Genomic DNA, 26,132 nt, shown 5'->3' with positions numbered 1-26,132 from the left:
TCAGTCCTTGGCGTCATAGATGCGCCGTACCAGAAAAACCGGTCGGCGTTTGGATTCGATATAGGTCCGGCCCAGGTATTCACCCAGTACGCCGATGCCGATCAGTTGCAACCCGCCCAGGAACGTGACGGCCACCATCAGGGAGGCGTAGCCTGGCAGATCGACCCCGGAAATCAGCGTCCGTAGCACAATGAACACCGCAAACGAAAAGGACACCAGCGAGACGCTAAGCCCCAGGTAGGTCCAGATACGCAGCGGTTCGGTGCTGAAACTGGTGATGCCCTCCAGGGCAAAGTTCCACAGACGCCAGCCGTTGAATTTGCTTTCACCGGCCGCACGCTCGGGCCTGACGTAATCCACGACGGTGGTTCGAAATCCTACCCAGGCAAACAAGCCCTTCATGAAGCGTCGGGACTCGGGCAGGCTCTGCAGCGCATCGACCACACAACGATCCATCAGCCGAAAATCACCGACATTTTCCGGTAGCTTGTGGTCGGCGATTTTATTGTGCAGCCGATAGAACCCGTTGGCGGAAACCTGTTTGGCCCAAGAGTCGGAGTCACGGTTTATGCGATGGCCCAGTACCACCTCGGCACCGTTGCGCCAGTGGGCGATCATTTGCAGGATCACCTCGGGCGGGTCCTGCAGGTCGACGTCGATCGGCACCACCGCCTGGCCACGAGCCGCTTGCAGACCGGCACTCAGCGCCGCTTCCTTGCCGAAATTGCGGCTCAGGTCGACGATCCGGATGCGCGGGTCGGCTCGCTGTTTTTCCAGCAACAGCACCAATGTTTCGTCGACACTGCCGTCATTGACGAACACCAGCTCCAAGGTCACCAGCGGCTCGTTCGCAAAAACCCGATCGACTCTGGCGATAAACAAATCTATGGACTGGACTTCGTTGAAAACTGGAATGACAAGCGAAAGCGCTAGACATCCTTGCAGATCCGCTCCTGGATATTCAGTCACTTGATGGCTCTTTTTCTTATAGGTTTTTCCAGTCCCATCGGGCTCCCAGCCCCCGGGTTCCCCGGACCGGACGTCAATGACAAACGTCTGAATCGGAATGTATTAAGCAGGACCGCACAAGGCAACGCAAGAACGAAACCGGAACTTTATCCAGCCCCGCGCCCCCAAGATGACCTGTTTCCTGAAAAGGGTCGCCGGAGCAAATCCGAATCCACATCGGCAATATTTGATAACGAATGGAAACGAATTTCCCATAGCCAAAACTATCAGCTTGGCTAGGCTTGGAGCGACATGTGCAAAGCATGTCTTGAATGAATTAATCGCAGGGAGCGAACCGATGTATTTTGAGATCTACAGGCAGACCCGAGGCACCCAGAGCACTGGAAAAGGCCAATGGCGGTGGCGCTTGAGAGCCGGCAACCACGAAACGATCGCCAGCGGCGAATCCTATGTGAACAAGGCTGACTGCCTTCACGTCATCGGGCTGATCAAGAGTGCCCAGGGTGAGACACCCGTGAAAGAAATCTGAAACAGCGACGCACTGTACGACCAGTAAGCCGCCCTGCGTAACGAGCAGCTTTCTGCGTCCTGAAGAATCCGGGTCTCGCTTTTTACTGCGCCAAGGCATATCAGGCAGGTATCGTGTGCAGACAAAAGCGAGAGGCCGGTCTAAATGACTCAATCAAATCGTGATCGCGACTGGCTGGTGCGGGCTCCTGAATCGCGGAAAATGGAACGCATCGAAGCCTATTTCAGTGGCCATGGTTACACCACTCACCGGCATGACACCTACGCCATCGGCGTCACGCTTTGCGGTGTTCAGAGCTTCAACTACCGCCATAGAAAACGCCATAGCCAGCCCGGCGGAACCATCGTCCTGCACCCGGACGAAGTTCACGATGGCGAAGCAGGCACGAGCGACGGCTTTCGTTACCGGATGTTCTATGTAGAGCCCTCCGTGATCCAGCAAGTGCTGGGCGGCAAACCCTTGCCCTTCATCGAAGGAGGTTTGTCGAACGATCCTCACCTCAATGTGGCTACGCGCAGATTGTTGCGCTGCATGGATCATCCACTCGATCCGCTGGAAGAGGAGGACGGCATCTACGATGTGGCCCAGGCACTGGACAGCGCAGCGGGTAACCGGCGTGGGCGGCGATTGATCGACTACTCGGCGGCAGAGCGCGCACGACTGTTCATTCATGATGCCCTTGACCAGCCCATCAGTCTGGATGATCTGGTCCAAGCCAGTGGCCGGGATCGATGGAGCCTGTCCCGGGACTTTCGAGCGCTGTACGGCACCAGCCCCTATCGGTATATCAACCAGCGACGCCTGAATAAAGCCCGTCGCCTGGTTATCCAGGGCATGCCATTGAGTGAAGCGGCCCTGGCGTGCGGTTTTTTCGATCAGAGCCACATGACCCGGTTACATAGCCAGGCTTTCGGCATTTCACCAGCACGCTGGCTGAAAATGCTGCGCTGACGTCGGGCGCCAGCCCCCACAAAAGCTGCACAATCATCCAATACCTGCTCAGGCTCAGGCAGTAAGGTCGCGCTCACCCCCTTCACAAGACGAGCATTCCCCATGAGCACTCACTACTCCCCCATCAATTTCGCTCAGAAATACACACTCTTCCAGGAACAGTGGGCCCCGAAAGTCGTGGCCGAAATGAACGACTACCAGTTCAAGATCGTCCGGCTCGAAGGTGACTTCGTCTGGCATACCCACGCCGGTACCGATGAAACCTTCATCGTGCTGGAAGGCGAGCTTCGCATTGATTTTCGCGACGGCGCGGTGACGATTGGCCCAGGCGAGATGTACGTGGTGAAAAAAGGTGTCGAGCACAAGCCAAGCGCCGCACTGGAAGTGAAATTGCTGTTGATCGAACCTCGCGGTGTCATTAACACGGGCGATGAAACCAATGAGCGAACAGCGGTGAATGATGTCTGGATCTGACCTCGCCCCGTGACGTAACCGATGCCAGGAGGTCAATCGTACTCAGCCTCCTGATGATCACCCAACAGGCGCCGTTGGCGAGGTGTCGCGGCGGCCAGCACAGCAGGGTTGAATTGCCAGTACAGATAAGGCGAGAACTTCTGCGCGATCATCCGCCGGCCATAGTGAACCTGCAGCATATAACGTGAACGATCGACGCTGCGGTTCTCGCTGCCGGCATGCCACAACTCGCTACGCAGCACCAGCACATCCCCCGCCCGGCACAATACCGGTTGCGCGACGCGCCCTTGCCATTGCGTTTCGCCCGCCACGGGCGCCCGCCCCGCCCGATGACTGCCGGGAATGACGCAGGTGGGGCTCAGTTCGGCATTGATGTCATCGAGGTAAAACTGTGCGGTGAAAATCTGCATCGGCAACTCGAAAGCTGGATCGGCCAGAAGCTGAGGTGGCAATGCCATTGCCAGGTAATCCAGGTGCAACGGGGCGCCGACAAAACCGGGATAGCACCGCCAGGCAGTCTGCCCAATGATGTGGCAATCATCCCCCAGAGCCGCCTCGGCCAGCTCGATCACCCCTTCCATATCGAGAAACGGCAACCAGAACGGATCGCGATTGAACACGCATTTGTAGTGATCGATCACGCCGCTGTAGTCCCAGTGCTGAGGCTTGAGGCGATCGATTGCATGGCGCAGGTCGGTGATTTGCGCGGTGCTCAACACCGCAGGCATCAGGACGAAACCGTCCTGATGCAGGGCTCGCAAGCGCTCGCCGGTGAGCGCCGCCAAGGCTGGGAGGGTGGCCACCATCGCGCCTGGACTCAGGTGCGAAAACGGCCGGTCAACTCCGCCAATGTCCTCGACAGCCCGGAAAGCTGCTGGCTGGCATGCATGCTCTGGGCAGAGTTCTGCGCCGCTTCGTTGGACAGGTCGCGGATGTCGGAGATGTTGCGGGCGATTTCCTCAGTGACACTGCTCTGCTCTTCGCAAGCGTTGGCGATCTGCGCGGCCATATCGTTGATCCGCTGTATGGAACCGCCCGTGCCGCTGAGCACCTGATCGACACTCGCTGCCCGCTCGACGCTGTCACGGGCCTTGGTGCTACCGACGTGCATGGCTTGAACGGCCTTGGCGACACCCGACTGCAAGCGCTCGATACGGACCTGGATATCCTTGGTCGAATCCTGGGTCCGCGCCGCCAGCGCCCTGACTTCGTCAGCCACGACCGCAAAACCGCGGCCTTGCTCGCCGGCTCGCGCAGCCTCGATGGCGGCGTTCAGTGCAAGCAGATTGGTCTGTTCAGCGATGCCACGGATCACCTCGAGGACCGCGCCGATACTGGAGGTTTCCTGGGCCAAGGCCTCGATGGTTCCCGACGCGCTTTCCACTTCCTGGGCCAGTTGGCGGATCGATTCGATGGTGCTGCTGACAACGTCGGCACCATCACGGGACTGACTGGTGGCCTGTTGTGCAGCATCCGAGGCATTCAGCGCGTTGTGGGCGACTTCATGCACGGCGGCGCTCATCTGGGTCGCGGCGGTGCTGACCTGATCGAGTGCCGCATGCTCGCTGCTGATCAGTTGGTCATTGGTCGCGGCCATACTGGCCATGGCGCGTGCCGCGGCATCGACCTCCCCGGTCACCCGGCCCACCTCGGCAATCAGCGGCTGCAGTTTGTCGAGAAAGCGGTTGAATGCGCTGCCGAGCTGGCCCAGCTCGTCAGCCGAACGAACCTCAAGACGCGCCTTCAAATCACCGCCACCCTCTGCAATCTGCTCGACGCGGCTGAGCAAACGACGCATGGGGCGTAGCACGACCATTGGCAAGGCAACAACGACCAGAATGCAGCCAAGCAGACCGATCAACAGAATGCCGCCCTGATGCACCCCCACTTCCTCGCCATTTTCTATCGCCGCGTCTCCCTCGCGGTGGGACGCCTGGTCTTCCAGCTCGCCAAGCTTGTCGATGGGATCACGCATGGCCTCGAACAGGCGTTCGCCGTCACCAAAACTCAATTTGCTGGCCGCCTCCATATCCCCCACGGACAGCTCCATTACGCGCCTCGAAACCTGCTTCCACTTTACAAAAGCGTCATTGAACTGACTGACCAACGCCAGCGCCTCGGCACCGGGCTGCATCGCGGCATATTGCTGCACGCGATCATAAGCCTGCTTCGCATTCTCCTCATGACTGGCGCTCAGCGCTGTCAGATGCTCGTCCGCATGACCATCGAGCAGACTACGCTCGGCAACAAAAGCCTGGTAAAGATCGCGATCGGCATTGAGCAGCAAGCTGATGGCCGGCAAGTAACGCTTGGTCAGCTGTGTGCTGGACGCCGTCACCTGGTCGATGCCTCGCATGCCTGACCACCCCATCAACACCAACAACAGCGCCAGAAAAGCAATCGGCAGGGTAATTTTCCAGCGAAAGCCCAGGTCGGCAAAGAACCGCATCATGGGGGGCACTCCTTCTATGGGGGTTAGCCTTCTTATCGGCAGGCATGCCTTGAGCTATAGACCATTAGTCTGATTGACACAAAGCTTTCGGCCTGGAAGACACTGTGGTTATGCAGGTCGTGGAGGGGGTTGGCCGGGATCGAAAAAGGTGGGGAGACGCAATTGCTGCGGGGACTTTTCTGACATTTCCCGGCCACATAATTCAGGGAATTTTCTGACTCATCATCTGATTGATGATTTCTACAGAAGGGCCCTATAGTCCAAGCGTCGTTCGTAAGAGCGGCTAGGGTTTGGCGACCCGATGACAAATGGTAAGAAGGCCCTCAATCAAATGGAGTTTGAAGTGAATAGATACATGGCTCTTACCAGTAATGCCGACGATCAACCCCTCTTCGTCGATACCTCCGCGCCTTTGCACATCCTACTTGACACGGCGGGCTATAGAATTCGCGCGGTCACCCAGCTTTTAGAGAACCTCGCAATGCGCGGGGACATTCCCAGCGACTCGGTAATCCTTCAGGACTTTGCACAGCTGTGCTGCATCTCCTTGAGGGATGGTTGCGACGTGCTCGATGTCATAGCCCGACGCTTGGATGCAGAGCCGGCCTAGTCCGGCCTAGTTCAAAGGGCCCCTGACGGGGCCCATTTCGTCGAAACGAGCATGGTTCGATGACACTGAAACCCTCCGGTTTGCCCGGACTCGATTAATCACATATGCTGATCAGCATGAATACACACACCTCGGAGGCTCCGATGGCTACCACAAAAAAAGTCGAGAAAGCGCGCAGAAAAGTCACTCACGAAGAGCTGACATTTCTTGACGTTCGACAAGCTGCACGTGATGGTCAGAAAGTGTTCGATAATTTTGTAATCACTGGCAAGCTTCCTATTACAAAGTAGGCGTGGATGCCAGCCGTTAAAATTTCCGCACTTCTTGAACAAACACAGAACTGGAAAAATATTGCCGCACACTTTTATAACTACAAGGTGTGCGGCGAGCTTCCGGCTATCTTTGGCAGAGATGAACAGCTCGATCTGAGCGATATGTGTCACATCCATTTGGCGAGCACTGCAGAAACACAAGCTCGTTGGACTCAAATCGGCCGCCAGTACTACCGCACAGCCCTAACAGAAGACCCTGACAACGACTTCTGGCTTATCTATGCCTATGATGATTTCAAAGATGCGTACCTAATGCTGACGATCATTGGACCAGATGCTCACAATCGGAAGGAATGGGGATCGTTTTTACGTACGGTTCATAGCGACATTGTGGAACCTTGGATCGTAGGAAAAATCATTTTTCCCGACCTAGATGAGTGACGCCGCATAGCTCTAATCAAAAATGGCTCACCATGAGTATTTGACCAGCCCTCGGACCTTTAGCATCGGACGACATCATAGCGAGCCTTTTGGCCCTAAAAATGCCCTACCCCCAGAAACGAAAAAGCCCCTGAAATGTTCAACCATTTCAGGGGCTTAGTCGTATTCAATAATGGCGGAGAGATAGGGATTTGAACCCTAGGTACTGTCGCCAGTACAACGGATTTCGAATCCGTCCCGTTCGGCCACTCCGGCATCTCTCCAGTGGCGCGCATCATACCAGCACATTCGCCGGAAGCGAACCCCCGGGCGAAATTTTTTCCGTGCTATCAGATGCTTGCGTCGATTACAGCGGCACGCCCAGACGCTGGGCAACTTCTTCGTAGGCTTCGATGACATCACCCAGACCCTGGCGGAAGCGGTCCTTGTCCATCTTCTTCTTGGTGTCCTTGTCCCAGAGGCGGCAGCCGTCCGGGCTGAATTCGTCACCCAGGACGATGGAGCCATCGCTGAACACACCGAATTCAAGCTTGAAGTCCACCAGCAGCAGACCGGCGTCGTCGAACAGCTTGGTCAGCACCTCGTTGACCTTGAGGGACAACTCCTTCATGCGCGCCAGTTGCTCGGCGGTGCCCCAACCGAACGCCACAACGTGGGATTCATTGATGAACGGGTCGCCCTTGGCGTCGTCCTTCAGGAACAGCTCGAAGGTGTATGGGTTGAGCTTCATGCCCTCTTCCACGCCCAGGCGCTTGACCAGGCTGCCGGCGGCGTAGTTACGCACGACGCATTCGACCGGGATCATGTCCAGCTTCTTGACCAGGCATTCGTTGTCGCCCAGCAACTTGTCGAACTGAGTCGGCACGCCAGCGGCTTCGAGCTTCTGCATGATGAAGGCGTTGAACTTGTTGTTCACCATGCCTTTGCGGTCCAGCTGTTCGATGCGCTTGCCGTCGAACGCCGAGGTGTCGTTGCGAAACAGCAGGATCAAGCGGTCTGCGTCGTCGGTCTTGTAAACCGATTTGGCTTTGCCGCGGTAGAGTTCTTCACGTTTTTCCATGATGGGCTCCGCTTGCTAAGTAGATGGGCTAGGCGATATGTCGCCAGTCGAGCCCTGAATCTTGATCGGCCAGTTGCAGCCAGTCCGGGTCGCACCCTAGGGTGTCGACGAAACATTGCCGGGCCAGCTGCGGCAGGTTGTTCTTGCTGCTCAGATGGGCCAGGACCAGGTGTTGCAGGCCTTGCCAGCCCAACTCGGCCACCAGGAACGCCGCCTGGTGGTTGTTCAAATGTCCGTGTTCCCCGCCTACCCGCTGCTTGAGAAAGTACGGGTAGTACCCGCGCGCCAGCATGTCACGGCAATGGTTGGACTCGATCATCAATGCATCGAGATCCCGGTAGCTGTCCATCACCCTGTCGCAATACGAACCCAGGTCGGTCAGCAACCCAAAGCGCCGCTCACCGTCGCTGAACACATACTGCGTTGGCTCCCGGGCGTCGTGCGCCACGCTGACCACACTGACTTCCAGAGCACCAATGCGCAGTTGCTCGCCACCGGCGACGAAGCCAGCAGGTTCGATGGGCTTACGCAGCCCCTCCAGTGTTCCACGGCTCAGGTACACCGGCAGATTGTAGCGCCGAGACAGCAAACCCACGCCATGCACGTGGTCAGCATGTTCGTGGGTTACGAGTATCGCGCTCAATTGCGCCGGGTGCACACCCAGCCGCAACAGGCGTTTCTCGGTTTCTCGCAAAGAGAAACCACAATCGACCAGCACATACGTGCCGGCGCTGGCTATCAGCGTGCCGTTCCCTTGGCTACCGCTGCCGAGAACGGCAAAACGCATCGGATCAGCCCAGGTTGTCCTGAATCACGCTCAATACCTTGCGGGCCACATCGGCCGGCGCCACGGTGTTGATGTTTTTCTCGACGGTCACCTGAACGTTGTCACCCACCTTGCTCAGGCGAACCTGATAACGCTCGGCACGGGCTTCAATTTCTTCCTTGTCCGGCGCGCTGCCGAACAGACCGCTGAAGAAGCCAGGCTTCTCATCTTTCTTCTCGGCCTTTTCGGCGAGGTTGATGTAGTACAGGCCCAGGCTGCGGTTGATGTCTTCAACCCGCCACTCACCTTGTTCCAGCGCACGACCTACGCTCGACCAGGCGCGATCCAGGTCGGAGCCGACGTTGAGCACCGGGTTGCCGCTGCCGTCTTCGCTCAAGCTGACGCGGCTCGGGACGTCGAAGTCCCGGGATGCAAGCATCGAAACCGAACCGCCCTGTTCTGCGGTACGGCTCATGCTGGCGAGCATGTCGTCCACCAGCGCAGCGTCCAGGCCGGTGTTGACTGAACGGTTGGTGAAGGCCACATCGGCGGTGCTGCCGGCAGGACGTTCGGCGCTGACCACATAGATTTCACTGGTGTTGCGCTGCACGCCCGGCTCGATGCGAACCCGCACGCGGCTTTCGCTGTCGGCACCGACACCGGCGGCGCTCAGGCGCTTGGCCATGGCGGCGGACAGCTCATCGGCACGTTGCCAGGTCGTGGTGAATTCGCCCGTTTGCGGGCGCTGCTCATCCAGGCGGAAACCGTTGTCCTGGAAGAACTGGATCGCCACGGGCCAGACTTCGGCCGGTGGATGCTGGGCCATGACCCAGCTTGAATCGCCACTCTTCTGCAGGGTGTAGTCGCTGGCATCGGCCATGGCCGAGAGCGGCTGTGGACGGGGGACGATGTATTCGCCCTTGACGCTGTCGTCGGCCACATTACGCGGGATCGGCAACAGCGGATCCAGACGTTTGGCGACATTCACATCGGGAGGCAGTTGCATCGGTGCAGTCTGTTGCGCTTCCAGGTAATCGCTACCACGGTCGCGGAAGTAACCTTCCGGGCCCCAGACCCATCCGCAGCCACTGGTGCTGGAGATAATCAAGGCAAGTGCGGAAAGTCCGGCCATTCGCTTCATGCGTTGTACTTCCTCAATTAAACCAGGACGCCCGACTGGCGCATGGCCTGCCGAAGCGGTTCGTGACAGGCTTCGCTCAGCCAGGTGAGCGGCAGGCGGATGCCTTGATGCATCAGGCCCATTTCAACCAAAGCCCACTTCACCGGAATCGGGTTGGCTTCGATGAACAGATCCTTGTGCAACGGCATCAGTTTTTCGTTGATTGCCCGCGCGGTCTCGGCGTCGCCCTTGAGCGCAGCCTCGCACAGGTCGGCCATTTCGCGCGGAGCGACGTTGGCGGTGACGGAGATATTGCCCTTGCCACCCAGCAGGATCAGCTCGACCGCGGTCGGATCATCGCCGGACAGCACGATGAAGTCATCACTCACGCCAGCGAGGATGGCCTTGGCGCGGTCCAGGTCGCCGGTGGCTTCCTTGATACCGATGATGTTCGGCACGGTGGAGAGGCGAATCACGGTCTCGGCCTGCATGTCGCAGGAAGTGCGGCCGGGAACGTTGTAGAGGATCTGCGGGATGTCGACCGCTTCGGCAATGTGCTTGAAGTGCTGGTACAAGCCTTCCTGGGTTGGCTTGTTGTAGTACGGCACGACCAGCAGGCACGCGTCGGCACCGGCTTCCTTGGCGTTGCGGGTCAGCTCGACGGCTTCGCGGGTCGAGTTGGCGCCGGTACCGGCGATAACAGGAATCTGGCCAGCGACCTGCTTGACCACGGCACGGATGACTTCGATGTGCTCGTTGACATCGAGGGTTGCCGATTCGCCAGTGGTACCGACGGCGACAATGGCATGGGTGCCGTTTTCAAGGTGGAAGTCCACGAGTTTGCTGAGGCTGGCCCAGTCAAGACGCCCTTGTGCATCCATGGGTGTGACCAGTGCCACCATACTGCCCGCAATCATGAAACCGCTCCTGCCGGAAAAAGAGAGCGGTAATGGTACTGGCGCCAAGATGCTTGTACAAGCGAACTACCATTCCCCTTGGCGATGGTTTTCGCTACCCTTCAGGCTTTGATCGGTACCGATAAGCTCATACGCCGGTTCCCAGCCTCCGTTATTCGTCGCCACAAGCCCCATTCCTGCGTTTGTCCTGCCGCATTCCCGCCGTCCCGGAATGCAGCGCAACCCCAGGCACAGGGCTTGAGTCGTTCGTTTATCCCGGTCTGTCGCCGTGCCGAGCTGCAAAAGTGCCGACCGCTCATCGCTTTAGGAATGCTGCATGTCCACCCCCACAGTCCGCGAACAATTCCTTGTTATCAGTGCCCTTGGCGCCAACCCCATGGAGCTGACTAACGTCCTGTGCCGCGCCAGCCATGAAAATCGCTGCGCCGTCGTAACTTCACGCCTGACCCGTCATGGCGAATGCAGTGCGCTCGTGCTTGAGATTTCCGGCAGCTGGGACGCCCTGGCCCGCCTGGAAGCGAGCCTGCCGGTGCTGGCCAAGAAACACGCCTTCACCGTCAACGTGGTGCGCAGCGCCGCCCTGGAGAACCGCCCCCAGGCCCTGCCCTACGTGGCGTATGTGAGTTCGGCCTATCGCCCGGACATCATCAACGAGCTGTGCCAGTTCTTCATGGACCACCATGTCGAGCTGGAAAACCTGACCTGCGACACCTACCAGGCCCCGCAGACAGGCGGCACCATGCTCAATGCCACGTTCACCGTGACACTGCCGGCCGGCACCCAGATCAGTTGGCTGCGCGATCAGTTCCTGGATTTCGCCGACGCGATGAACCTCGATGCCCTGATCGAACCGTGGCGCCCCCAAAACCCAATGTAAGGAAGCGTTCATGGCCGTTGCCATCGACCAACCGGTTACCGATTTCCAGGCGCCCGCCACCAGCGGGCACACCGTCAGCCTCGCGGCCCTTAAAGGCAAGCAGGTGGTGATTTACTTCTATCCCAAGGACAGCACCCCGGGGTGTACCACCGAAGGCCAGGGTTTTCGTGACCAGTACGCCCAGTTCCAGGCTGCCAACACCGAAGTGTTCGGCGTATCGCGCGATAGCCTCAAGTCCCACGAGAACTTCAAGTGCAAGCAGGAGTTTCCGTTCGAGCTGATCAGCGACAAGGACGAGGCCGTCTGCCAGCTGTTCGACGTGATCAAGTTGAAAAAACTCTACGGCAAGGAATACCTGGGCGTTGATCGCAGCACGTTCCTGATCGACAAAGATGGCGTGCTACGCCAGGAATGGCGCGGCGTGAAGGTGCCCGGGCATGTGGATGCGGTGTTGGCGGCGGCGCAGGCTCTGAACAAGGCCTGAAGTTTTCTCTGTCTGTCCTGGCGCTATCGCGAGCAAGCTCGCTCCCACAGGGGATTTATGGTGCTCATCAATCCTGTGGGAGCGAGCTTGCTCGCGATGGGGCCATCAGCATCACCTGATTAATCAAGCTACAGCAACGGCGCCACCACCGGCTCACGGCTCGGCCACGCATCCAGCACAGCCTTGAACAGTGTTGCCAGGGGAATGGCAAAGAACACGCCCCAAAACCCCCACAGCCCGCCAAACAGCAGTACCGCGCAGATGATCACCACCGGATGCAGGTTCACCGCCTCGGAGAACAGCAGCGGCACCAGCACGTTGCCATCAAGCGCCTGGATGATCCCGTAGACGGCCATCAGATAAATGAACTGATCGCTCCATCCCCATTGGAACAGCGCGATCAACGCCACGGGCACGGTCACCACCACGGTCCCGACATACGGCACCACCACCGAAATGCCCACCAGCAGCGCCAGCAATGCCGCGTAATTGAGCCCCAGGGCCACGAAGCCGATGTAGGTCACGCCGCCGCAGATGAAAATCTCGATGACTTTTCCGCGAATGTAGTTGGCGATCTGGCGATTCATTTCCTGGGCCACCCGGGTGATCAGCGCCCGCTCGCGAGGCAGATAGCCACGGACCCAGCGCCCGATCATTTCCCGATCCTTGAGAAAGAAAAACACCAGGATCGGCACCAGCACCAGGTAGATCATGATGTTCACCAGAAGCGGCAGGCTGGACAAAGAAAACGTCAGCGCCCACTGGCCGAACTTGCCGATCTGGCCCCGCACCACCTCTATGGCCTGCAGTACCTGTTCATCGGACACCAGATGCGGATAGCGCTCCGGCAACAGCAACAACAGCGACTGCCATTTGACGAGCATCCCGGGCAATTCATTGAACAAGGTCACCAACTGATGCCAGAGCAGCGGCATGATCACGACGACGAACACCACCAACACCCCCATGAACAGGGCGAACACCAGCCCTACCGCCATGGCGCCAGGCAGCCGCATCCGTTCCAGTGTCATGACCAGCCCCTGCATCAGGTACGCCAGCACCATCCCTGCCAGCACCGGCGCGAGCATGCCGCCCAGCGTGAGGACTGCCGTGAAGGCCAGGAACAGCAACACTGCCAGCACCACCGCCTCTTCGTCGGAGAAGTAGCGCTGGATCCAGTCGCGTAACACTTTGAACATTAAAAATCCTTAAGGGCCGCTGTTGATTTTCAGGCTTTCTTCAGCCAATAACGGTAGACGCCGTTGTCGTCTTCTTCACGCAGCAGCGTATGACCGGCCAGTCGGGCAAAGGTGCGAAAATCGCGCTGGGAGCCCGCATCCGTTGCGGTCACCTTGAGCACGGCGCCGCTGGCCAGGCGATTGAGTTCCAGCTTGGCCTTGAGCAGTGGTAACGGACAATTCAGGCCGCTGGCGTCCAGTTCGGCATCGGGGGCTACAGCATCGGTCATCGGTTCACTCCGCAGCAGGTCGTTGAGCGACTTAGAATATCTGGTCCCGGGCCTGGTGTCCGGCTACAGTAGGGTCTTTGTCGACTAAGGCTTCGTGCATGACATTTCTGCGCCCCACCCTGCTGACGCTCGCTTGCCTGCTTGCCTCACCGGGCTTCGCCGACGACCTGCCGTCACTTGGCGACGCCAGTTCTGCCATCGTCTCGCCGCAACAGGAGCACCAGTTGGGTCGCGCCTGGCTGGCCTTGCTGCGCAGTCAGGTCTCACAGCTCAACGATCCACAGCTCAAGGACTACGTCGAGTCCAGCGTTTACAAACTGGTGGAGACCAGCCAGGTCAACGACCGACGCCTGGAATTCATCCTGATCAACAGCCCGCAGCTCAACGCTTTCGCCGCACCCGGCGGAATCGTCGGGGTCAACGGTGGACTGTTCCTCAATGCGCAGACCGAAGGTGAATACGCCTCGGTCATGGCCCACGAACTGGCGCACTTGTCGCAACGCCACTTTGCCCGGGGCGTCGAAGCCCAACAACGCATGCAGGTGCCGATGATGGCAGCGCTGCTGGCCGGCATCGTGATCGCCGCCGCCGGTGGGGGTGACGCCGGGATCGCGGCCATTGCCGGCACCCAGGCGGCAGCCATCCAGGAACAACGGCGTTTCTCTCGCCAGAACGAACAGGAAGCCGACCGCATCGGCATCCAGAACCTGGAAAAGGCCGGCTATGATCCGCGGTCCATGCCGACCATGTTCGAACGATTGATGCGCCAGTACCGTTTCGACGCCAGGCCCCCTGAATTCCTACTGACTCACCCAGTGACCGAGTCCCGAATCGCCGACACCCGCAACCGTGCCGAACAGGCAAGGCCAGGTGGCATCGAAGACAGCATGCGTTATCAATTGATTCGCGCACGGGTCAAGTTGATCTACGAAGAAACTCCGGGGCTGGGCGCCAAGCGCTTCCGGGCGCAGCTGGATGAAAATCCGAAGAACGACGTGGCCCGCTATGGCTTGGCGATCGCGCAGATCAAGGGTGGCCAGTTGAATGAGGCCCGGGAAAACCTCAAGCAGCTACTGGCCAAATCGCCCAACGAGATCATCTATAACCTGGCCCAGGTCGATCTGGATATCACCAGCAACAAGCTGCCAGACGCTCAGGCTCGCGTCGACCGGATGCTGACCCAGTACCCGGGCAACTATCCGCTGAATCAGGTGCGCGTCGACTTGCTGCTCAAGCAGAACCGCCCCGCCGACGCAGAGAAGGCTCTGGAGAACCTGCTCAAGACTCGTCCAGACGATCCGGATGTCTGGTACATGGTGGCAGAGACCCGCGGACTGTCGGGCAACATCATCGGCCTGCACCAGGCCCGCGCCGAATACTTCGCCCTGGTGGGCGACTACCGCCAGGCCATCCAGCAACTGGACTTCGCCAAACGGCGCGCGGGCAGCAATTTCCCGCTGTCGTCACGCATCGACGCCAGGCAGCGCGAGCTCATGGAGCAGGAGCGCATGGTCAAGGACATGATGGGCTGAGTCTTTTCGGACACAAAAAAACCGCCTCTTTCGAGGCGGTTTTTTTTGGGGACAGCTAAGCGATCACTCGGCCAGCTTGAAGGTAATGAAACTCGCACGGCCCTGACGCAGAACCCGCATCGAGACTGAACGATTCTTCGGCAACGCCTTGGCGATGTCGGTGAACTCCTTGGCCGAACCGATTGCCTGGTTGTTCAGGTGAGTGATGATGTCGCCTGGTTGCAGGCCGATCATGGCCGCAGGCCCCTCCTGCACCTCCTTGATCACTACACCACCTTGCAGCTCCAGGGTCCGTTTTTGCTCTGGCGTAAGCTCCGCCACAGCCACGCCCAGACGATTGCTGCTACGTTCCACGCCTGACTTGGCCAGCGAGTCCAGCTCCTTGCCTTCCTCAGGGATGGCGCCGACGGTCAATTCGACGTTTGTGCGCTTGCCTTCGCGAATCACTTCCAGATTAGCCTTGGAACCGGCCTTGAGGGCGCCCACCAGATGTGGCAAGTCAGCGGACATGACGATCGGCTGGCCATTCATGCTCAGGATCACGTCGCCCACTTGCAGGCCACCCTTGGCAGCCGGACCACCCTCCTGAATCTGCGCCACCAGCGCACCGGCTGGTTTCTCCAGGCCGAACGACTCGGCCAGGTCCTTGTTCACTTCCTGAATGACCACGCCCAACCAGCCGCGGCTGACCTTGCCTTCGGTTTTCAGCTGATTGGACACGTCCATGGCGACGTCGATCGGAATCGCGAAGGACACGCCCATGAAGCCGCCCGAACGGGTATATATCTGGGAGTTGATCCCCACGACTTCACCGTCGAGGTTGAACAACGGCCCACCGGAGTTGCCTGGGTTGATCGGCACGTCGGTCTGGATGAACGGCACGTAGTTTTCGTTTGGCAGGCTGCGACCGATGGCGCTGACGATGCCCTGGGTTACGGTATGGTCGAAGCCAAACGGCGAACCGATGGCCACGACCCACTGGCCGGCTTTCAGGTTCTGGGATTTGCCCAGCTTGAGCACGGGCAGATCTTTCCCTTCGATCTTCAGCAACGCCACGTCAGAACGCGGGTCAGTGCCGATCAGCTTGGCCTTGAGCTCACTGCGGTCTGCCAGGCGCACCAGGATCTCGTCGGCATCGGCAATCACGTGGTTATTGGTCAGGATGTAACCGTCGGGCGAAATAATGAAACCCGAGCCCAGGGACTGCGCTTCACGCTGACGGCCACCGCCGGGCGAACGCGGTTGCGGCATCCCGCGTTCGAAGAACTCGCGCAACATCGGCGGCAAACCTTCCAGGTCCGGCATCTGCTGATCCATCACCCGGCGTTCCGGCAGTTTCTGGGTGGTACTGATGTTCACCACCGCAGGCGAGGCTTGCTCGACCAGCTCAGTGAAGTCAGGCAATTCGACCGCCATAGCGGGAACGGCCTGACCGAGCACAAGCACAGTGGCAAAGATGGAAAGATAGGTTTTCAAGCGTGGTATCGACATACGGCTCCCGTTACGACGAGCGTGGTTAAGCGATATGGAGCAAGAAATACCAGGGGAAGATACGCCGGTATTTTTGTTCCGCAAACAGGCAAGGCCAGAGCCGAGCGGCTCTGACCTATAGAAAAAAAATTGAAGTTTTGCAAATGAAAATACTGACAGAAAGTTTCGGCATTTCGATCAAGTCCCGACGCTGTAAGCCTCTTGCCCAATCGAACCACCCTGGCAGCTATTGAGTCGCCGTGGCATCGGAACGCATGGAGAGCGCGATCCGTTCCGCTGTGCCGATGGGAATTTCGCCAACCACCGTGACCATCATTTCGCCCTGGGGAGTCGTGAGTCGACGCGAAACAGCTGCTGTCGGGCCGAGCTGCGTACGCGTGTCGGTGACGGTCGCGCCGTTCAACGGTTCCAGAAACACCGAGAAACGAGCCAAGCCATCATCGTACATCAGGCTATTGACCTGAACGTTGGTTTCCGGATCCTTTCTCAGCGCACTGCTGGTCAGTTCGAAGCCCGGCGGAAGCCAGTCCGAACGCCATGCAGTTTTCGCCATGGCACTTTTAGCTGGGGTCTGCGCTACTACCTTGCATTCGGCAGTGGCTTGCAGATCAGCGTCGGACGGTGCCGTGATATTCAAACGTGTGAACTGGAAACGCTCGAGCAGCTGGCCCTTGTCATTGAGCAACAGAGACTTGAGCGGCAGGCCGGTCTCTCGGTCCAGATGCAGTTCGAAACCATAACGATGCTGGTCCTTGGGCGTCAGCGCCACAATCACCGCAGGGCGCCCGGCCACGCGCGACTTGCCAATGACGGCAAGATCATACCAATTCTTGAGTTTTTGCGGATCGAGCGCACGTGCCGTGCCTTCAGGCGTATTCCCCACCCCAGCGATCAAGGAGCCGCTTACGCATTGAGTACGTCCATCAATGCGCAGGACTTCCTGTGCCGACCCATCGAGCTGGAGTAACCGCTCGCGGACTTTGCCATCCTGGACACGATGCCAGATGTTATGGGTAGAAAAACTACCGTTACGCTCGTAAACGAAAGTGCCCTGGAAGCTTTGCTGTTGCTCGGCCTGACTCAGACGATTAAGCCAGTCCTGAGCTTCACCGGCATAGGCTGGGATAACGCACCAGCCACCCAACAGAAGCGAAAATAGAGGTATGGCGCGCAATGGTCCTCCTTAGCGGTTTTCCAGACTGGCTGCACGGGCGTAAGGCAGCGCGCTTTCAGTACCTTTCAGGGCTGCTTCCTGGGCATGCTGACGCAGGTAGTTGGGCAGACGCTGATCATGCCAGCCTGGTTGGCCTTGCAGCACACCGTTGGCCATTGGACCGGCGACTTCCGAGCTTTCGCTATAACCGGCCAACACTGCCGGGCCCTTGACCTGTGGAGCGGCCAAGCCAGGCTGATTGGACTGCTGGGCCATTTGCACACCGGCGATCTCATCCTGGTTGTAGAGGCGAACCCCGGCCAGCACGGCCACCGTAACCGAAGCGGCAACCGCAAGACGACCCAGGCTGCGCCAAGGGCTGCGGGAGGCTTTGGCCGGAACAGCTTCATCAGCCAGAGCAGCAGATACAGCCGCAGCGATGTCCAGACGCGGAAGCAGCAGGTCCTTGTGCATGACAGCCCGGGCGATCTGGTAACGAGCCCAGGTCTCACGGGTTTCAACATCGTCGAAGGCATTGAGTACCCGACGCAATTCCAATTCGTCCGCTTCGTTATCCATCACTGCGGACAGCGATTCCTGCAGGGCTTCACGACTCATGGCGTTCCTCTCTTGGCTGTCGCCGCTGTCTCAGTTTTCCTGCAACAAAGGTTGCAGGGCTTTATCGATGGCCTCCCGAGCGCGGAAAATCCGGGAGCGCACGGTACCCACCGGACACTGCATGACGCTGGCAATGTCCTCGTAACTCAGACCGTCGAATTCACGTAAAGTTAGAGCCGTACGCAAATCTTCGGGCAGTTGCTGGATGGTCCGATGGACAGTGCCTTCGATCTCATCCCGCAGCAACGCTCGTTCCGGTGATTCAAGATCCTTGAGGCCGTGATCGCCATCATAGAACTCTGCATCTTCAGAACTCACATCGCTATCCGGCGGCCGGCGGCCGCGTGAAACCAGATAGTTTTTCGCCGTGTTAATGGCGATGCGGTAAAGCCACGTGTAAAACGCGCTATCTCCGCGAAAATTACCAAGCGCACGGTAAGCCTTGATGAAGGCTTCCTGAGCAACATCCTGGGCTTCATGGGTGTCGTGCACAAAACGCACGATCAACCCGAGAATTTTGTGCTGGTATTTCAGCACTAGCAGATCGAAAGCTCGCTTGTCGCCGCGTTGAACGCGCTCGACCAGTTGCTGATCCTCTTCCTGGGTTAGCATGAACACTCCTCGATAAGCTCGAAGGAGGCTTGCATTACTAATCGACCGGGCTTGCAACCATAGACTCGGGCTTTTCGCAAAAGTTCTCCCCTCCAAGCAAGTTTCCGGCGCGCTCTGATCCGGCACGCACGAAAAACGCAGCACGAGATTCCCCGGCTGCGCGAATAATCTGTCGCCGGGCCTGTCGGCAAAGATTCAAATCCTAATCTTGCACCAACCCGACGCTGTTCCCTTTTGCAGACAACCGTCTATTGAACCCAGTCGCTCGGCAAAAGTTCCAACTATTTATAGCCTTGTGTGTGGAACATCGAGCAACCCTGACGAGATAAACAGCCTTTCATCCTCGAAACGGTCGCCTTGTCGCCCATCCACCAAAATCGTGATCCGACGAAGCGTCACCATTGTGTCATTCTGGTTTCACATTGCCATGAATACGCCGCTATTGTGCCGATCCCCCTCTCTATATACTAGTGGGCTGCATGGCTGCCTGACCCATTGAAATGGAAGTCTTGCGCCAACCCCGACCCGGGTCGTTTTGAGCGGAAACCTTTCGAATGAGCCAACAGTTCCAACACGATGTTCTGGTAATCGGCAGCGGCGCCGCCGGATTGAGCCTGGCGTTGACACTGCCTGAGCATCTGCGCATCGCAGTACTGAGCAAAGGCGACCTGGCCAACGGTTCGACATTCTGGGCCCAGGGTGGCGTCGCGGCCGTGCTGGATGACACCGACACTATTGAATCGCATGTCGATGACACCCTCAATGCCGGGGGCGGCCTGTGCAATCCAGAAGCCGTGCGTTTCACCGTCGAACACAGCAGGGAAGCCATACAGTGGCTGATCGACCAGGGCGTCCCCTTCACGCGTGACGAGCAATCCGGTACCGAAGACGGTGGTTTCGAGTTTCACCTGACCCGCGAGGGCGGTCACAGCCATCGGCGCATCATTCACGCTGCCGATGCCACCGGTGCGGCGATTTTCAAGACGTTGCTGGCCCAAGCCCGCCAGCGGCCCAATATCGAGCTTCTGGAGCAACGCGTCGCGGTCGATCTGATTACCGAAAAACGCTTGGGCCTGGACGGTGATCGGTGCCTGGGTGCCTACGTGCTCAACCGTGGCACCGGGGAGGTCGACACCTACGGCGCCCGCTTCGTGATCCTGGCCTCCGGCGGTGCCGCGAAAGTCTACCTTTACACCAGCAACCCCGACGGCGCATGCGGGGACGGCATTGCCATGGCCTGGCGTTCAGGCTGCCGAGTGGCGAACCTGGAGTTCAATCAGTTCCACCCGACATGCCTCTACCATCCGTTGGCCAAGAGCTTCCTGATCACCGAGGCCCTGCGCGGCGAAGGTGCTCACCTGAAACTTCCTAACGGCGAGCGTTTCATGCAGCGCTTCGATTCCCGCGCCGAACTGGCGCCCCGGGATATCGTCGCCCGGGCCATCGACCACGAAATGAAGCGCCTGGGCATCGACTGCGTCTACCTCGACATCAGCCACAAGCCCGAAGCGTTCATCAAGAGCCATTTCCCCACGGTGTACGAGCGTTGCCTGGAATTTTCCATCGACATCACCAAGCAACCGATTCCGGTGGTACCAGCGGCGCATTACACCTGCGGCGGGGTGATGGTCGACCAACAGGGGCGCACTGACGTACCGGGCCTGTATGCCATTGGCGAAACCAGCTTCACCGGCCTGCACGGCGCCAACCGCATGGCCAGCAACTCGTTGCTGGAATGTTTCGTCTACGCCCGCTCGGCGGCAGCGGACATTCTTGAGCAATTGCCGCAGATCGCCGCCCCATCCGCCCTGCCCTCGTGGGACGCCAGCCAGGTCACCGACTCGGACGAAGATGTGATCATCGCTCACAACTGGGACGAACTGCGGCGCTTCATGTGGGACTACGTCGGCATCGTGCGCACCAACAAACGCCTGCAGAGGGCGCAGCATCGGGTGCGGCTGTTGCTGGATGAAATCGATGAGTTCTACAGCAACTACAAAGTCAGCCGCGACCTGATCGAGTTGCGCAACCTGGCCCAGGTCGCTGAACTGATGATTCGTTCAGCCATGGAACGCAAGGAAAGCCGCGGGCTGCACTACACCCTCGACTACCCGGACCTGCTGCCCGAAGCGTTGGACACTATTCTGGTGCCGCCCACCTACGCCGGCTGAACTTGAGCCGAACCCGCAGGCGCCGATGCAGATCCGGCGCCAGCGCATCGCGAGGCACACACAGCGAGCGGACCCACCACTCCCCCCGCAGGCGAAAGCGCAGCACGATAATCATCGGCAACGCCAGGCTGTCAGGGCGCAATTGCACCGCCTGCCAGCCAGATGCCCTGTTCCATAGCTGCCAGCCATCGGCGTCACGACGCAACCGGCAAAAAGCCTGACGGTGGGTCAACAATAGATGCCGCGGTAGCGTCCAGGCACCATGGGCCAGGCACAGCAGCACGCCGAGGCTGATTAACCAGAACGGGACGGACAACAGCAACAACGAACCCAAGGCAAAGGCCTGGGCCAGGAGATAGGCCGCCAGCAGTTGCCCGGAAGCCTGCCAGCGGCATTCAAAGCGATTACTTGGGCTGGACACGGTCCAGAATCATCCGAACCATGCGCTGCAACTCCGGGTCTTCGGATTCGCTGCGTTCCATGAACCAGCCGAACATGTCCTGATCCTCGCACTCGAGCAGACGCACGTAGCACGCACGGTCGACGTCGTTAAGGTGGGGATAAACTTCTTTCACGAACGGCACCAGCAACACGTCAAGCTCAAGCATGCCGCGGCGGCTGTGCCAGTAAAGGCGATTCAGTTCAACATCTTCGACCATGGAGCGCTCCTCAAATAGAGCGCAAGTATACAGGCCCCACCGCGATGGAACAGACGGCTCGGGTCGGGCACCACCGATCCTTTGTGAACTACCCATTTCAAGGGCGCCCCCTTATGATGTCCACCAGACTTTTTACCCTGCGATGACCCATGGCTGATTCCGCTTTTTTCTGCACCCTGTCCCACGAAGGCGTTCTCGCGGTCCGCGGCGTGGACGCTGGCAAATTCCTGCAAGGCCAATTGACCTGCAACCTCAACTACCTGAGCGAAAGCCGGGCCAGCCTCGGTGCCCGCTGCACCCAGAAGGGCCGGATGCAATCGAGTTTCCGCATCCTGCTCGAAGGCGATGGTGTACTGATGGCAATGGCCAGCGAATTGCTCGAACCGCAACTGGCGGACCTGAAAAAGTATGCCGTGTTCTCTAAATCCAGACTGACCGATGAAAGCACCGCCTGGGCTCGCTTCGGCCTGGAGAACGCCGACACGGCGCTCGCAGCCTTGGGCCTTGAGCTGCCGGCCGAGACCGACAGCGTCGTTCGTCATGATTGCCTGATTGCCATTCGCGTCTCTCCGAACCGCGCCGAACTTTGGGCGCCCGCCGAACAGGCCGCCCCGCTGTCAGCCCGGCTGCGCGAACAGTTGACCGAGGGCGAGCTGAACCAGTGGCTGCTGGGTCAGATCCGCGCCGGGATCGGCCAGGTCATGCCGGCTACCCGCGAACTGTTCATTCCGCAGATGCTCAATCTGCAAGCCGTTGGCGGCGTGAGCTTCAAGAAAGGTTGCTACACCGGCCAGGAAATCGTCGCCCGCATGCAGTACCTGGGCAAACTCAAGCGGCGCCTGTATCGGCTGCAAATGGATGCCGGTGAACTGCCCGAGCCTGGCACCCCCTTATTTTCACCCACGCACGGCAGTTCAATCGGTGAAGTGGTGATGGCCGCTCACGCCGAACGAAACATTGAACTGCTGGCGGTGGTACAGGCCGAAGCTGCAGAAGATGACAATTTGCACCTCGGCGCGCTGGAAGGCCCGGGCCTGCAATTGCTCGACCTGCCTTACGAACTGGACCGCGACCGCGAAATCCAGCGCTGATCGCAGCATTTTGTCGTAATACCCTAGAGAAACGAAATGAGCGATTTGGCGGATAAGGTCCAACGGGATTTGGTGGAGGCCATCGATAACGATGACCTGGTTCTGCCAACATTACCGGAAGTGGCCCTGCAGATTCGCCGGGCCGCCGAAGACCCGGAAATCAGCGTCAGCAACCTGAGCAAGGTGATTGGTCGTGACACGGCGCTTTCGGCGCGCCTGATAAAAGTGGTCAACAGCCCACTGCTGCGTGCGACCCAGGAAGTCACTGACCTGCACACAGCCATCACCCGGCTGGGAGTCAACTACAGCAGCAACCTGGCCATCGGCCTGGTCATGGAGCAGATTTTCCATGCCCGTTCCGAAGTGGTGGAACAGAAGATGCGCGAAGTCTGGCGTAAAAGCCTGGAAATCGCCGGTGTCTGCTATGCGTTGTGCCGGATCTATACGCAACTCAAACCCGATCAGGCCGCGCTGGGTGGGCTGGTGCATCAGATCGGCGTACTGCCGATTCTCACCTACGCCGAAGACAACAATGAATTGCTGTCTGACCCGGTCAGTCTCAATCACGTCATCGAGACGATTCACCCGGTGCTGGGAGACAAGTTGCTCAGTGTTTGGGAGTTTCCAGAAAGACTGGTGAAGCTGCCGGGGCTGTATCTGGACTTCACCCGAGATTCGAAGCAACTCGATTACGTCGACCTGGTGCAGGTTGCTGCGTTGTATTGCTACAAGGACTCCGACCACCCCCTGGGCAGGATCGATGCCTTCGGGGTACCGGCCTTCAATAAGCTGGGCATCGACCCGGAAAACAAAGCCCGGTGCGCGGAGATCGAAGAAGCGCGCTCGATGTTTTACTAGAACGTCCGGAGGCAAGAAACGTTTTTGTGGCGAGGGAGCTTGCTCCCGCTGGGCCGCGAAGCGGCCCCATCAGCGTACGACTGCTGCGCAGTCGAGCGGGAGCAAGCTCCCTCGCCACAAGATAGTGTTCGACTCTCAATCTGAACCGGGGATAAAGCTCACCCTAACTTTCAAACCACCCTCCTGCCCATCATGCAGCGTGATTTGCGCCAGGTGCGCACGGCAGATTTCACCGACGATCGCCAACCCCAGACCAGAACCGGCCACTTGCTGATTGCGTCGATAGAAGCGCTCGAACACGCGGTCTCGCTCATGCGGCGGGATGCCCGGCCCGTCGTCCTCGACCTCAAGCACCGCAGGCGCTGTGACCCGCAGGATCACATTGCCGCCCGATGGGGTATGGGCCAGGGCGTTGTCCACCAGGTTGCTCAACAACTCGTTCAACAAGGTCGGCTCACCTCGCAGCCATACCGGTTCGTCGGCTTCCAAAGCCAACGCCACGCCACGGGCATGGGCCAACGGGGCCATGGCCATGCCCAGCTCCCGTGCCAATTGGCTGAGATCAAGCAACTGCGCGCCGCCCTCGGCGATGGCCCGGGCACCATTTTCGACACGGGCCAGGGACAGCAACTGATTCGCCAGATGGGTCAACCGATCCGTGCCTTGGGCCGCGGTTTCCAGGGTTTCACGCCAGATTGCCGGCTCGCTGGCGCGTAGCCCCAGCTCGAGCCGGGCCTTCAGCGCAGCCAAAGGCGTGCGCAGTTCATGGGCGGCGTCGGCGATGAATTGCGCCTGACGCTCGAATTGCCCGCGAAGACGCTCGGTGAAATGGTTGAGGGCCCGCACCAGTGGCCAGAGTTCATGCTGGACCTCCACCAGGGGCAATGGCCGCAAATCATCCGGCTGACGTTCCTCCACCGCCGTGCGCAAGCGCTCCAGGGGGCGCAAGGCGGCACTGACGGCGAACCACACCATCAGCAGCGCGCCCACCGCCAGCATACCCAGGCGCAACAGTGTGTCGGCCATCAAGCCGCGGGCCATGCTGATCCGCGCCTCTTCGGTTTCCGCCACGCGAATCTCCGCCATGCCATTCATGTTCGGTTCACTCACCGCCTTGAGCAGGCTCACCACCCGCACATCCTGCCCCTGATAGCTGGCGTTATAAAAGCGCGCCAGGGCCGGGTAATCGTCGGTACGCGGCGTACCGGGCGGGGGACCTGGGAGGTTTTCGTAGCCGGAAATCAGCTTTTGGTGGATGTCATTGACCTGGTAGTAAATACGCCCGGCGCTGTCGTAGGCAAAGGTATCCAGGGCCACGTAAGGCACATCCGCGCTGAGGCTGCCGTCGCGTTGCGACAGGCCGGCGGCGATGGTCCGGGCCGAGGCCAGCAGCGTGCGGTCGTAGGCCGTGTCCGCGGCTTCGCGACCGTTCCAATAGGCACTCAGACCACTGGCGAGCATCAATACCACCAACAGCAGTGCCAGGTTCCAGAGCAGCCGCCAACGCAAACTGTCGGGCTTATGCATCGCGGGTTTCCAGCAGGTAGCCCAGGCCACGGAATGTCACGATCGCCACGGCATGGCCGTCGAGTTTCTTGCGCAGGCGGTGGACGTAGATTTCGATGGCATCGGGGCTGGCCTCTTCGTCCAGGCCGAACACCTGGGCCGCAAGCTGCTCCTTGCTCATCACCCGCCCTGGCCGGGCGATCAACGCCTCCAGCACGGCCTGCTCGCGGGAAGTCAGGGTCAGCAATTCGTCGTCGAGGGTGAAGCGGCGGGTGTCCAGGTCATAAATCAACCCACCACAGCGCTGCTGGCGTTCGCCCCCCAATACGCTACGGCGCAACAGTGCCTTGACCCGAGCCTCCAGCTCCGTGAGCTCGAACGGCTTGGCCAGGTAATCGTCAGCACCCAGGTTCAGGCCATGAACCCGGTCCTTGACGTCGCTGCGGGCAGTCAGCATCAACACCGGCAAGGTCTTGCCGCGGGCCCGCAGCCGGGCCAGCACCTCGAAACCGTCCATGCGTGGCAGCCCCACATCGAGAATCGCGACCGCGTACTCCTCGCTGCTCAAAGCCAGGTCAGCCGCCACCCCGTCGTGCAGCACATCCACGGTCAAACCGGTGCTCTTGAGCGCCTGGGCTACACTTTCGGCCAGCTGGAGATGGTCTTCGACGAGCAGGACACGCATTGGATTTCACCTCGATTCAGGGATGGTCGGCACCATTCTGTGGCGCGGAGTTTACAGCCGCATCCACCTCTGTGAAGCCAAAAACATCGTGAAAGCTTTTGAAAGGTTAGCGAAAGGTTGGCCGGTTACAGTCCTCCAACGGCAAGTTTCGACTGCCGGTCGCGAGGTACCTCGCGAACGAAAAACGCCCCGAAGCGTTTTCGCCAAATAAGAACAATAGAGCGGAGTATTCACCATGCTGTCCATACAGCCCCAGGCCCCGACGCCTGCTCGCCCTTCCCGCCTCAACCAGATCGCCTTCACTTACGCCGCCGCTTTCGCCGGTCTTGCACCGTCGTCCCTGTGCGTCTATGCCACGTGACCTAT

At 59.3% G+C, this 26,132-nt stretch carries 29 protein-coding genes, 1 tRNA gene and 1 pseudogene; 12 read left to right on the top strand and 19 right to left on the bottom strand.

Annotated features, from left to right (window positions below; translation table 11 throughout):
* The gene (locus tag QOM08_RS07165; RefSeq protein ID WP_139050911.1) at positions 1–969 is read right to left on the bottom strand and encodes a glycosyltransferase family 2 protein; all 969 of its coding nucleotides are present in this window, start codon (positions 967–969) and stop codon (positions 1–3) included.
* A gap of 337 nt (positions 970–1,306) precedes the next feature.
* Here QOM08_RS07165 and QOM08_RS07160 point away from each other — a divergent pair, with 337 nt between their 5' ends.
* The 3 genes from QOM08_RS07160 to QOM08_RS07150 all read left to right on the top strand — a co-directional run bounded on the left by QOM08_RS07160 (position 1,307) and on the right by QOM08_RS07150 (position 2,923).
* A complete protein-coding gene (locus QOM08_RS07160; protein WP_047227955.1) occupies positions 1,307–1,498 on the top strand; it encodes a YegP family protein in 192 nt (63 codons plus the stop codon).
* A 144-nt stretch (positions 1,499–1,642) separates the two neighbouring features.
* On the top strand, positions 1,643–2,449 hold the full coding sequence (locus QOM08_RS07155; RefSeq protein ID WP_316912748.1) for an AraC family transcriptional regulator: 807 nt from the start codon (positions 1,643–1,645) through the stop codon (positions 2,447–2,449).
* Between the two features lie 102 nt (positions 2,450–2,551).
* Positions 2,552–2,923: a cupin domain-containing protein gene (locus QOM08_RS07150; protein ID WP_316912747.1), complete on the top strand. Its 372-nt coding sequence runs from the start codon at positions 2,552–2,554 to the stop codon at positions 2,921–2,923.
* A gap of 32 nt (positions 2,924–2,955) precedes the next feature.
* Here the strand turns inward: QOM08_RS07150 and QOM08_RS07145 are convergent, their stop codons facing one another.
* The 3 genes and pseudogenes from QOM08_RS07145 to QOM08_RS29045 form a co-directional block, all read right to left on the bottom strand.
* Positions 2,956–3,729 (bottom strand): phytanoyl-CoA dioxygenase family protein, encoded by a 774-nt coding sequence (locus QOM08_RS07145; protein WP_316912746.1) that lies wholly within the window; start codon positions 3,727–3,729, stop codon positions 2,956–2,958.
* Between the two features lie 11 nt (positions 3,730–3,740).
* Positions 3,741–4,520, bottom strand: a complete 780-nt coding sequence (locus QOM08_RS29050; RefSeq protein ID WP_372241368.1) for a methyl-accepting chemotaxis protein — start codon at positions 4,518–4,520, stop codon at positions 3,741–3,743.
* A gap of 78 nt (positions 4,521–4,598) precedes the next feature.
* Positions 4,599–5,372 (bottom strand): annotated as a pseudogene (locus QOM08_RS29045) (MCP four helix bundle domain-containing protein); the annotation flags it as partial.
* A 346-nt stretch (positions 5,373–5,718) separates the two neighbouring features.
* Here QOM08_RS29045 and QOM08_RS07135 point away from each other — a divergent pair.
* Together QOM08_RS07135 and QOM08_RS07130 are read left to right on the top strand one after the other, a co-directional pair.
* On the top strand, positions 5,719–5,985 hold the full coding sequence (locus QOM08_RS07135; protein WP_316913217.1) for a short-chain dehydrogenase: 267 nt from the start codon (positions 5,719–5,721) through the stop codon (positions 5,983–5,985).
* 296 nt (positions 5,986–6,281) lie between these two features.
* Positions 6,282–6,698, top strand: coding sequence for a type II toxin-antitoxin system YafO family toxin (locus QOM08_RS07130; RefSeq protein WP_316912745.1), 417 nt, complete (start codon positions 6,282–6,284; stop codon positions 6,696–6,698).
* A 173-nt stretch (positions 6,699–6,871) separates the two neighbouring features.
* Here the strand turns inward: QOM08_RS07130 and QOM08_RS07125 are convergent.
* From QOM08_RS07125 to dapA, 5 genes are all read right to left on the bottom strand, one after another.
* A tRNA-Ser gene (locus QOM08_RS07125) sits at positions 6,872–6,961 on the bottom strand.
* Positions 6,962–7,044: 83 nt separating this feature from the next.
* Positions 7,045–7,758, bottom strand: a complete 714-nt coding sequence (gene purC / locus QOM08_RS07120) for a phosphoribosylaminoimidazolesuccinocarboxamide synthase (protein ID WP_025212375.1) — start codon at positions 7,756–7,758, stop codon at positions 7,045–7,047.
* Between the two features lie 28 nt (positions 7,759–7,786).
* Positions 7,787–8,545 (bottom strand): MBL fold metallo-hydrolase, encoded by a 759-nt coding sequence (locus QOM08_RS07115; protein WP_047227962.1) that lies wholly within the window; start codon positions 8,543–8,545, stop codon positions 7,787–7,789.
* Positions 8,546–8,549: 4 nt separating this feature from the next.
* Positions 8,550–9,665, bottom strand: coding sequence for an outer membrane protein assembly factor BamC (gene bamC / locus QOM08_RS07110; RefSeq protein WP_047227963.1), 1,116 nt, complete (start codon positions 9,663–9,665; stop codon positions 8,550–8,552).
* A gap of 17 nt (positions 9,666–9,682) precedes the next feature.
* Positions 9,683–10,561, bottom strand: coding sequence for a 4-hydroxy-tetrahydrodipicolinate synthase (dapA, locus tag QOM08_RS07105; RefSeq protein WP_076385956.1), 879 nt, complete (start codon positions 10,559–10,561; stop codon positions 9,683–9,685).
* Positions 10,562–10,877: 316 nt separating this feature from the next.
* Between dapA and QOM08_RS07100 the strand changes: the two genes are divergently transcribed.
* Positions 10,878–11,438, top strand: a complete 561-nt coding sequence (locus QOM08_RS07100) for a glycine cleavage system protein R (protein WP_047227965.1) — start codon at positions 10,878–10,880, stop codon at positions 11,436–11,438.
* A 10-nt stretch (positions 11,439–11,448) separates the two neighbouring features.
* Complete coding sequence (locus QOM08_RS07095) at positions 11,449–11,922, top strand: peroxiredoxin (RefSeq protein ID WP_047227966.1); 474 nt, start codon at positions 11,449–11,451, stop codon at positions 11,920–11,922.
* A gap of 128 nt (positions 11,923–12,050) precedes the next feature.
* Here the strand turns inward: QOM08_RS07095 and QOM08_RS07090 are convergent, their stop codons facing one another.
* Both QOM08_RS07090 and QOM08_RS07085 read right to left on the bottom strand, forming a co-directional pair.
* Positions 12,051–13,121, bottom strand: a complete 1,071-nt coding sequence (locus QOM08_RS07090) for an AI-2E family transporter (protein WP_274090342.1) — start codon at positions 13,119–13,121, stop codon at positions 12,051–12,053.
* A 29-nt stretch (positions 13,122–13,150) separates the two neighbouring features.
* Positions 13,151–13,390, bottom strand: a complete 240-nt coding sequence (locus QOM08_RS07085) for a sulfurtransferase TusA family protein (protein WP_047227968.1) — start codon at positions 13,388–13,390, stop codon at positions 13,151–13,153.
* A 98-nt stretch (positions 13,391–13,488) separates the two neighbouring features.
* On the opposite strand from QOM08_RS07085, the gene QOM08_RS07080 reads away from it, so the two are divergent.
* Complete coding sequence (locus tag QOM08_RS07080; RefSeq protein ID WP_076385958.1) at positions 13,489–14,922, top strand: M48 family metalloprotease; 1,434 nt, start codon at positions 13,489–13,491, stop codon at positions 14,920–14,922.
* 63 nt (positions 14,923–14,985) lie between these two features.
* Here QOM08_RS07080 and QOM08_RS07075 read toward each other — a convergent pair whose 3' ends face one another.
* The 4 genes from QOM08_RS07075 to rpoE all read right to left on the bottom strand — a co-directional run bounded on the left by QOM08_RS07075 (position 14,986) and on the right by rpoE (position 18,796).
* On the bottom strand, positions 14,986–16,413 hold the full coding sequence (locus QOM08_RS07075; protein WP_047227970.1) for a DegQ family serine endoprotease: 1,428 nt from the start codon (positions 16,411–16,413) through the stop codon (positions 14,986–14,988).
* Positions 16,414–16,639: 226 nt separating this feature from the next.
* Entirely contained in the window at positions 16,640–17,587 is a 948-nt protein-coding gene (locus QOM08_RS07070) for a MucB/RseB C-terminal domain-containing protein (RefSeq protein WP_139050917.1), read from the bottom strand.
* 9 nt (positions 17,588–17,596) lie between these two features.
* Entirely contained in the window at positions 17,597–18,184 is a 588-nt protein-coding gene (locus QOM08_RS07065) for a sigma-E factor negative regulatory protein (RefSeq protein WP_047227972.1), read from the bottom strand.
* A 30-nt stretch (positions 18,185–18,214) separates the two neighbouring features.
* Positions 18,215–18,796 (bottom strand): RNA polymerase sigma factor RpoE, encoded by a 582-nt coding sequence (gene rpoE, locus QOM08_RS07060; protein WP_003172477.1) that lies wholly within the window; start codon positions 18,794–18,796, stop codon positions 18,215–18,217.
* A gap of 554 nt (positions 18,797–19,350) precedes the next feature.
* Between rpoE and nadB the strand changes: the two genes are divergently transcribed.
* Positions 19,351–20,967, top strand: a complete 1,617-nt coding sequence (nadB, locus tag QOM08_RS07055) for an L-aspartate oxidase (RefSeq protein ID WP_316912744.1) — start codon at positions 19,351–19,353, stop codon at positions 20,965–20,967.
* Here the strand turns inward: nadB and QOM08_RS07050 are convergent.
* Both QOM08_RS07050 and QOM08_RS07045 read right to left on the bottom strand, forming a co-directional pair.
* On the bottom strand, positions 20,936–21,388 hold the full coding sequence (locus QOM08_RS07050) for a protein YgfX (RefSeq protein WP_316912743.1): 453 nt from the start codon (positions 21,386–21,388) through the stop codon (positions 20,936–20,938). The two genes, nadB and QOM08_RS07050, sit on opposite strands and share 32 nt — an antisense overlap.
* A complete protein-coding gene (locus tag QOM08_RS07045; protein WP_007930227.1) occupies positions 21,372–21,626 on the bottom strand; it encodes a succinate dehydrogenase assembly factor 2 in 255 nt (84 codons plus the stop codon). Before QOM08_RS07045 ends, QOM08_RS07050 begins: the two co-directional genes overlap by 17 nt.
* Positions 21,627–21,775: 149 nt before the next feature.
* Between QOM08_RS07045 and QOM08_RS07040 the strand changes: the two genes are divergently transcribed.
* Positions 21,776–22,717: a folate-binding protein YgfZ gene (locus tag QOM08_RS07040; protein ID WP_316912742.1), complete on the top strand. Its 942-nt coding sequence runs from the start codon at positions 21,776–21,778 to the stop codon at positions 22,715–22,717.
* A 36-nt stretch (positions 22,718–22,753) separates the two neighbouring features.
* Positions 22,754–23,575, top strand: a complete 822-nt coding sequence (locus tag QOM08_RS07035) for an HDOD domain-containing protein (protein ID WP_047227976.1) — start codon at positions 22,754–22,756, stop codon at positions 23,573–23,575.
* Positions 23,576–23,710: 135 nt separating this feature from the next.
* Here the strand turns inward: QOM08_RS07035 and QOM08_RS07030 are convergent, their stop codons facing one another.
* Together QOM08_RS07030 and QOM08_RS07025 are read right to left on the bottom strand one after the other, a co-directional pair.
* Positions 23,711–25,102: a sensor histidine kinase gene (locus QOM08_RS07030; RefSeq protein ID WP_047227977.1), complete on the bottom strand. Its 1,392-nt coding sequence runs from the start codon at positions 25,100–25,102 to the stop codon at positions 23,711–23,713.
* Positions 25,095–25,766, bottom strand: a complete 672-nt coding sequence (locus QOM08_RS07025; RefSeq protein WP_047227978.1) for a response regulator — start codon at positions 25,764–25,766, stop codon at positions 25,095–25,097. Before QOM08_RS07025 ends, QOM08_RS07030 begins: the two co-directional genes overlap by 8 nt.
* Positions 25,767–26,001: 235 nt before the next feature.
* Between QOM08_RS07025 and QOM08_RS07020 the strand changes: the two genes are divergently transcribed.
* A complete protein-coding gene (locus tag QOM08_RS07020; RefSeq protein WP_316912741.1) occupies positions 26,002–26,127 on the top strand; it encodes a hypothetical protein in 126 nt (41 codons plus the stop codon).
* Positions 26,128–26,132: the final 5 nt, after the last annotated feature.

Origin of the sequence: Pseudomonas sp. P105 (assembly GCF_032614175.1) — a bacterium.
GTDB lineage: Bacteria > Pseudomonadota > Gammaproteobacteria > Pseudomonadales > Pseudomonadaceae > Aquipseudomonas > Aquipseudomonas rhizophila.
Note: the sequence above shows the minus strand (reverse complement) of the source record. Positions and strands in the feature narration are given on the sequence as shown.

What these genes read in the sequence shown, in the direction of transcription:
- QOM08_RS07095 (WP_047227966.1), top strand. Translation starts at nt 11,449, where the DNA reads ATGGCCGTTGCCATCGACCAACCGGTTACCGATTTCCAGGCGCCCGCC.
- QOM08_RS29050 (WP_372241368.1), bottom strand. Translation starts at nt 4,520, where the DNA reads ATGGCCGCGACCAATGACCAACTGATCAGCAGCGAGCATGCGGCACTC.
- QOM08_RS07085 (WP_047227968.1), bottom strand. Translation starts at nt 13,390, where the DNA reads ATGACCGATGCTGTAGCCCCCGATGCCGAACTGGACGCCAGCGGCCTG.
- QOM08_RS07030 (WP_047227977.1), bottom strand. Translation starts at nt 25,102, where the DNA reads ATGCATAAGCCCGACAGTTTGCGTTGGCGGCTGCTCTGGAACCTGGCA.
- QOM08_RS07080 (WP_076385958.1), top strand. Translation starts at nt 13,489, where the DNA reads ATGACATTTCTGCGCCCCACCCTGCTGACGCTCGCTTGCCTGCTTGCC.
- QOM08_RS07025 (WP_047227978.1), bottom strand. Translation starts at nt 25,766, where the DNA reads ATGCGTGTCCTGCTCGTCGAAGACCATCTCCAGCTGGCCGAAAGTGTA.
- bamC (WP_047227963.1), bottom strand. Translation starts at nt 9,665, where the DNA reads ATGAAGCGAATGGCCGGACTTTCCGCACTTGCCTTGATTATCTCCAGC.
- purC (WP_025212375.1), bottom strand. Translation starts at nt 7,758, where the DNA reads ATGGAAAAACGTGAAGAACTCTACCGCGGCAAAGCCAAATCGGTTTAC.
- QOM08_RS07130 (WP_316912745.1), top strand. Translation starts at nt 6,282, where the DNA reads ATGCCAGCCGTTAAAATTTCCGCACTTCTTGAACAAACACAGAACTGG.
- dapA (WP_076385956.1), bottom strand. Translation starts at nt 10,561, where the DNA reads ATGATTGCGGGCAGTATGGTGGCACTGGTCACACCCATGGATGCACAA.
- QOM08_RS07100 (WP_047227965.1), top strand. Translation starts at nt 10,878, where the DNA reads ATGTCCACCCCCACAGTCCGCGAACAATTCCTTGTTATCAGTGCCCTT.
- QOM08_RS07115 (WP_047227962.1), bottom strand. Translation starts at nt 8,545, where the DNA reads ATGCGTTTTGCCGTTCTCGGCAGCGGTAGCCAAGGGAACGGCACGCTG.
- QOM08_RS07040 (WP_316912742.1), top strand. Translation starts at nt 21,776, where the DNA reads ATGGCTGATTCCGCTTTTTTCTGCACCCTGTCCCACGAAGGCGTTCTC.
- QOM08_RS07150 (WP_316912747.1), top strand. Translation starts at nt 2,552, where the DNA reads ATGAGCACTCACTACTCCCCCATCAATTTCGCTCAGAAATACACACTC.
- QOM08_RS07155 (WP_316912748.1), top strand. Translation starts at nt 1,643, where the DNA reads ATGACTCAATCAAATCGTGATCGCGACTGGCTGGTGCGGGCTCCTGAA.
- rpoE (WP_003172477.1), bottom strand. Translation starts at nt 18,796, where the DNA reads ATGCTAACCCAGGAAGAGGATCAGCAACTGGTCGAGCGCGTTCAACGC.
- QOM08_RS07075 (WP_047227970.1), bottom strand. Translation starts at nt 16,413, where the DNA reads ATGTCGATACCACGCTTGAAAACCTATCTTTCCATCTTTGCCACTGTG.
- QOM08_RS07035 (WP_047227976.1), top strand. Translation starts at nt 22,754, where the DNA reads ATGAGCGATTTGGCGGATAAGGTCCAACGGGATTTGGTGGAGGCCATC.
- QOM08_RS07020 (WP_316912741.1), top strand. Translation starts at nt 26,002, where the DNA reads ATGCTGTCCATACAGCCCCAGGCCCCGACGCCTGCTCGCCCTTCCCGC.
- QOM08_RS07145 (WP_316912746.1), bottom strand. Translation starts at nt 3,729, where the DNA reads ATGGTGGCCACCCTCCCAGCCTTGGCGGCGCTCACCGGCGAGCGCTTG.
- nadB (WP_316912744.1), top strand. Translation starts at nt 19,351, where the DNA reads ATGAGCCAACAGTTCCAACACGATGTTCTGGTAATCGGCAGCGGCGCC.
- QOM08_RS07045 (WP_007930227.1), bottom strand. Translation starts at nt 21,626, where the DNA reads ATGGTCGAAGATGTTGAACTGAATCGCCTTTACTGGCACAGCCGCCGC.
- QOM08_RS07090 (WP_274090342.1), bottom strand. Translation starts at nt 13,121, where the DNA reads ATGTTCAAAGTGTTACGCGACTGGATCCAGCGCTACTTCTCCGACGAA.
- QOM08_RS07065 (WP_047227972.1), bottom strand. Translation starts at nt 18,184, where the DNA reads ATGAGTCGTGAAGCCCTGCAGGAATCGCTGTCCGCAGTGATGGATAAC.
- QOM08_RS07160 (WP_047227955.1), top strand. Translation starts at nt 1,307, where the DNA reads ATGTATTTTGAGATCTACAGGCAGACCCGAGGCACCCAGAGCACTGGA.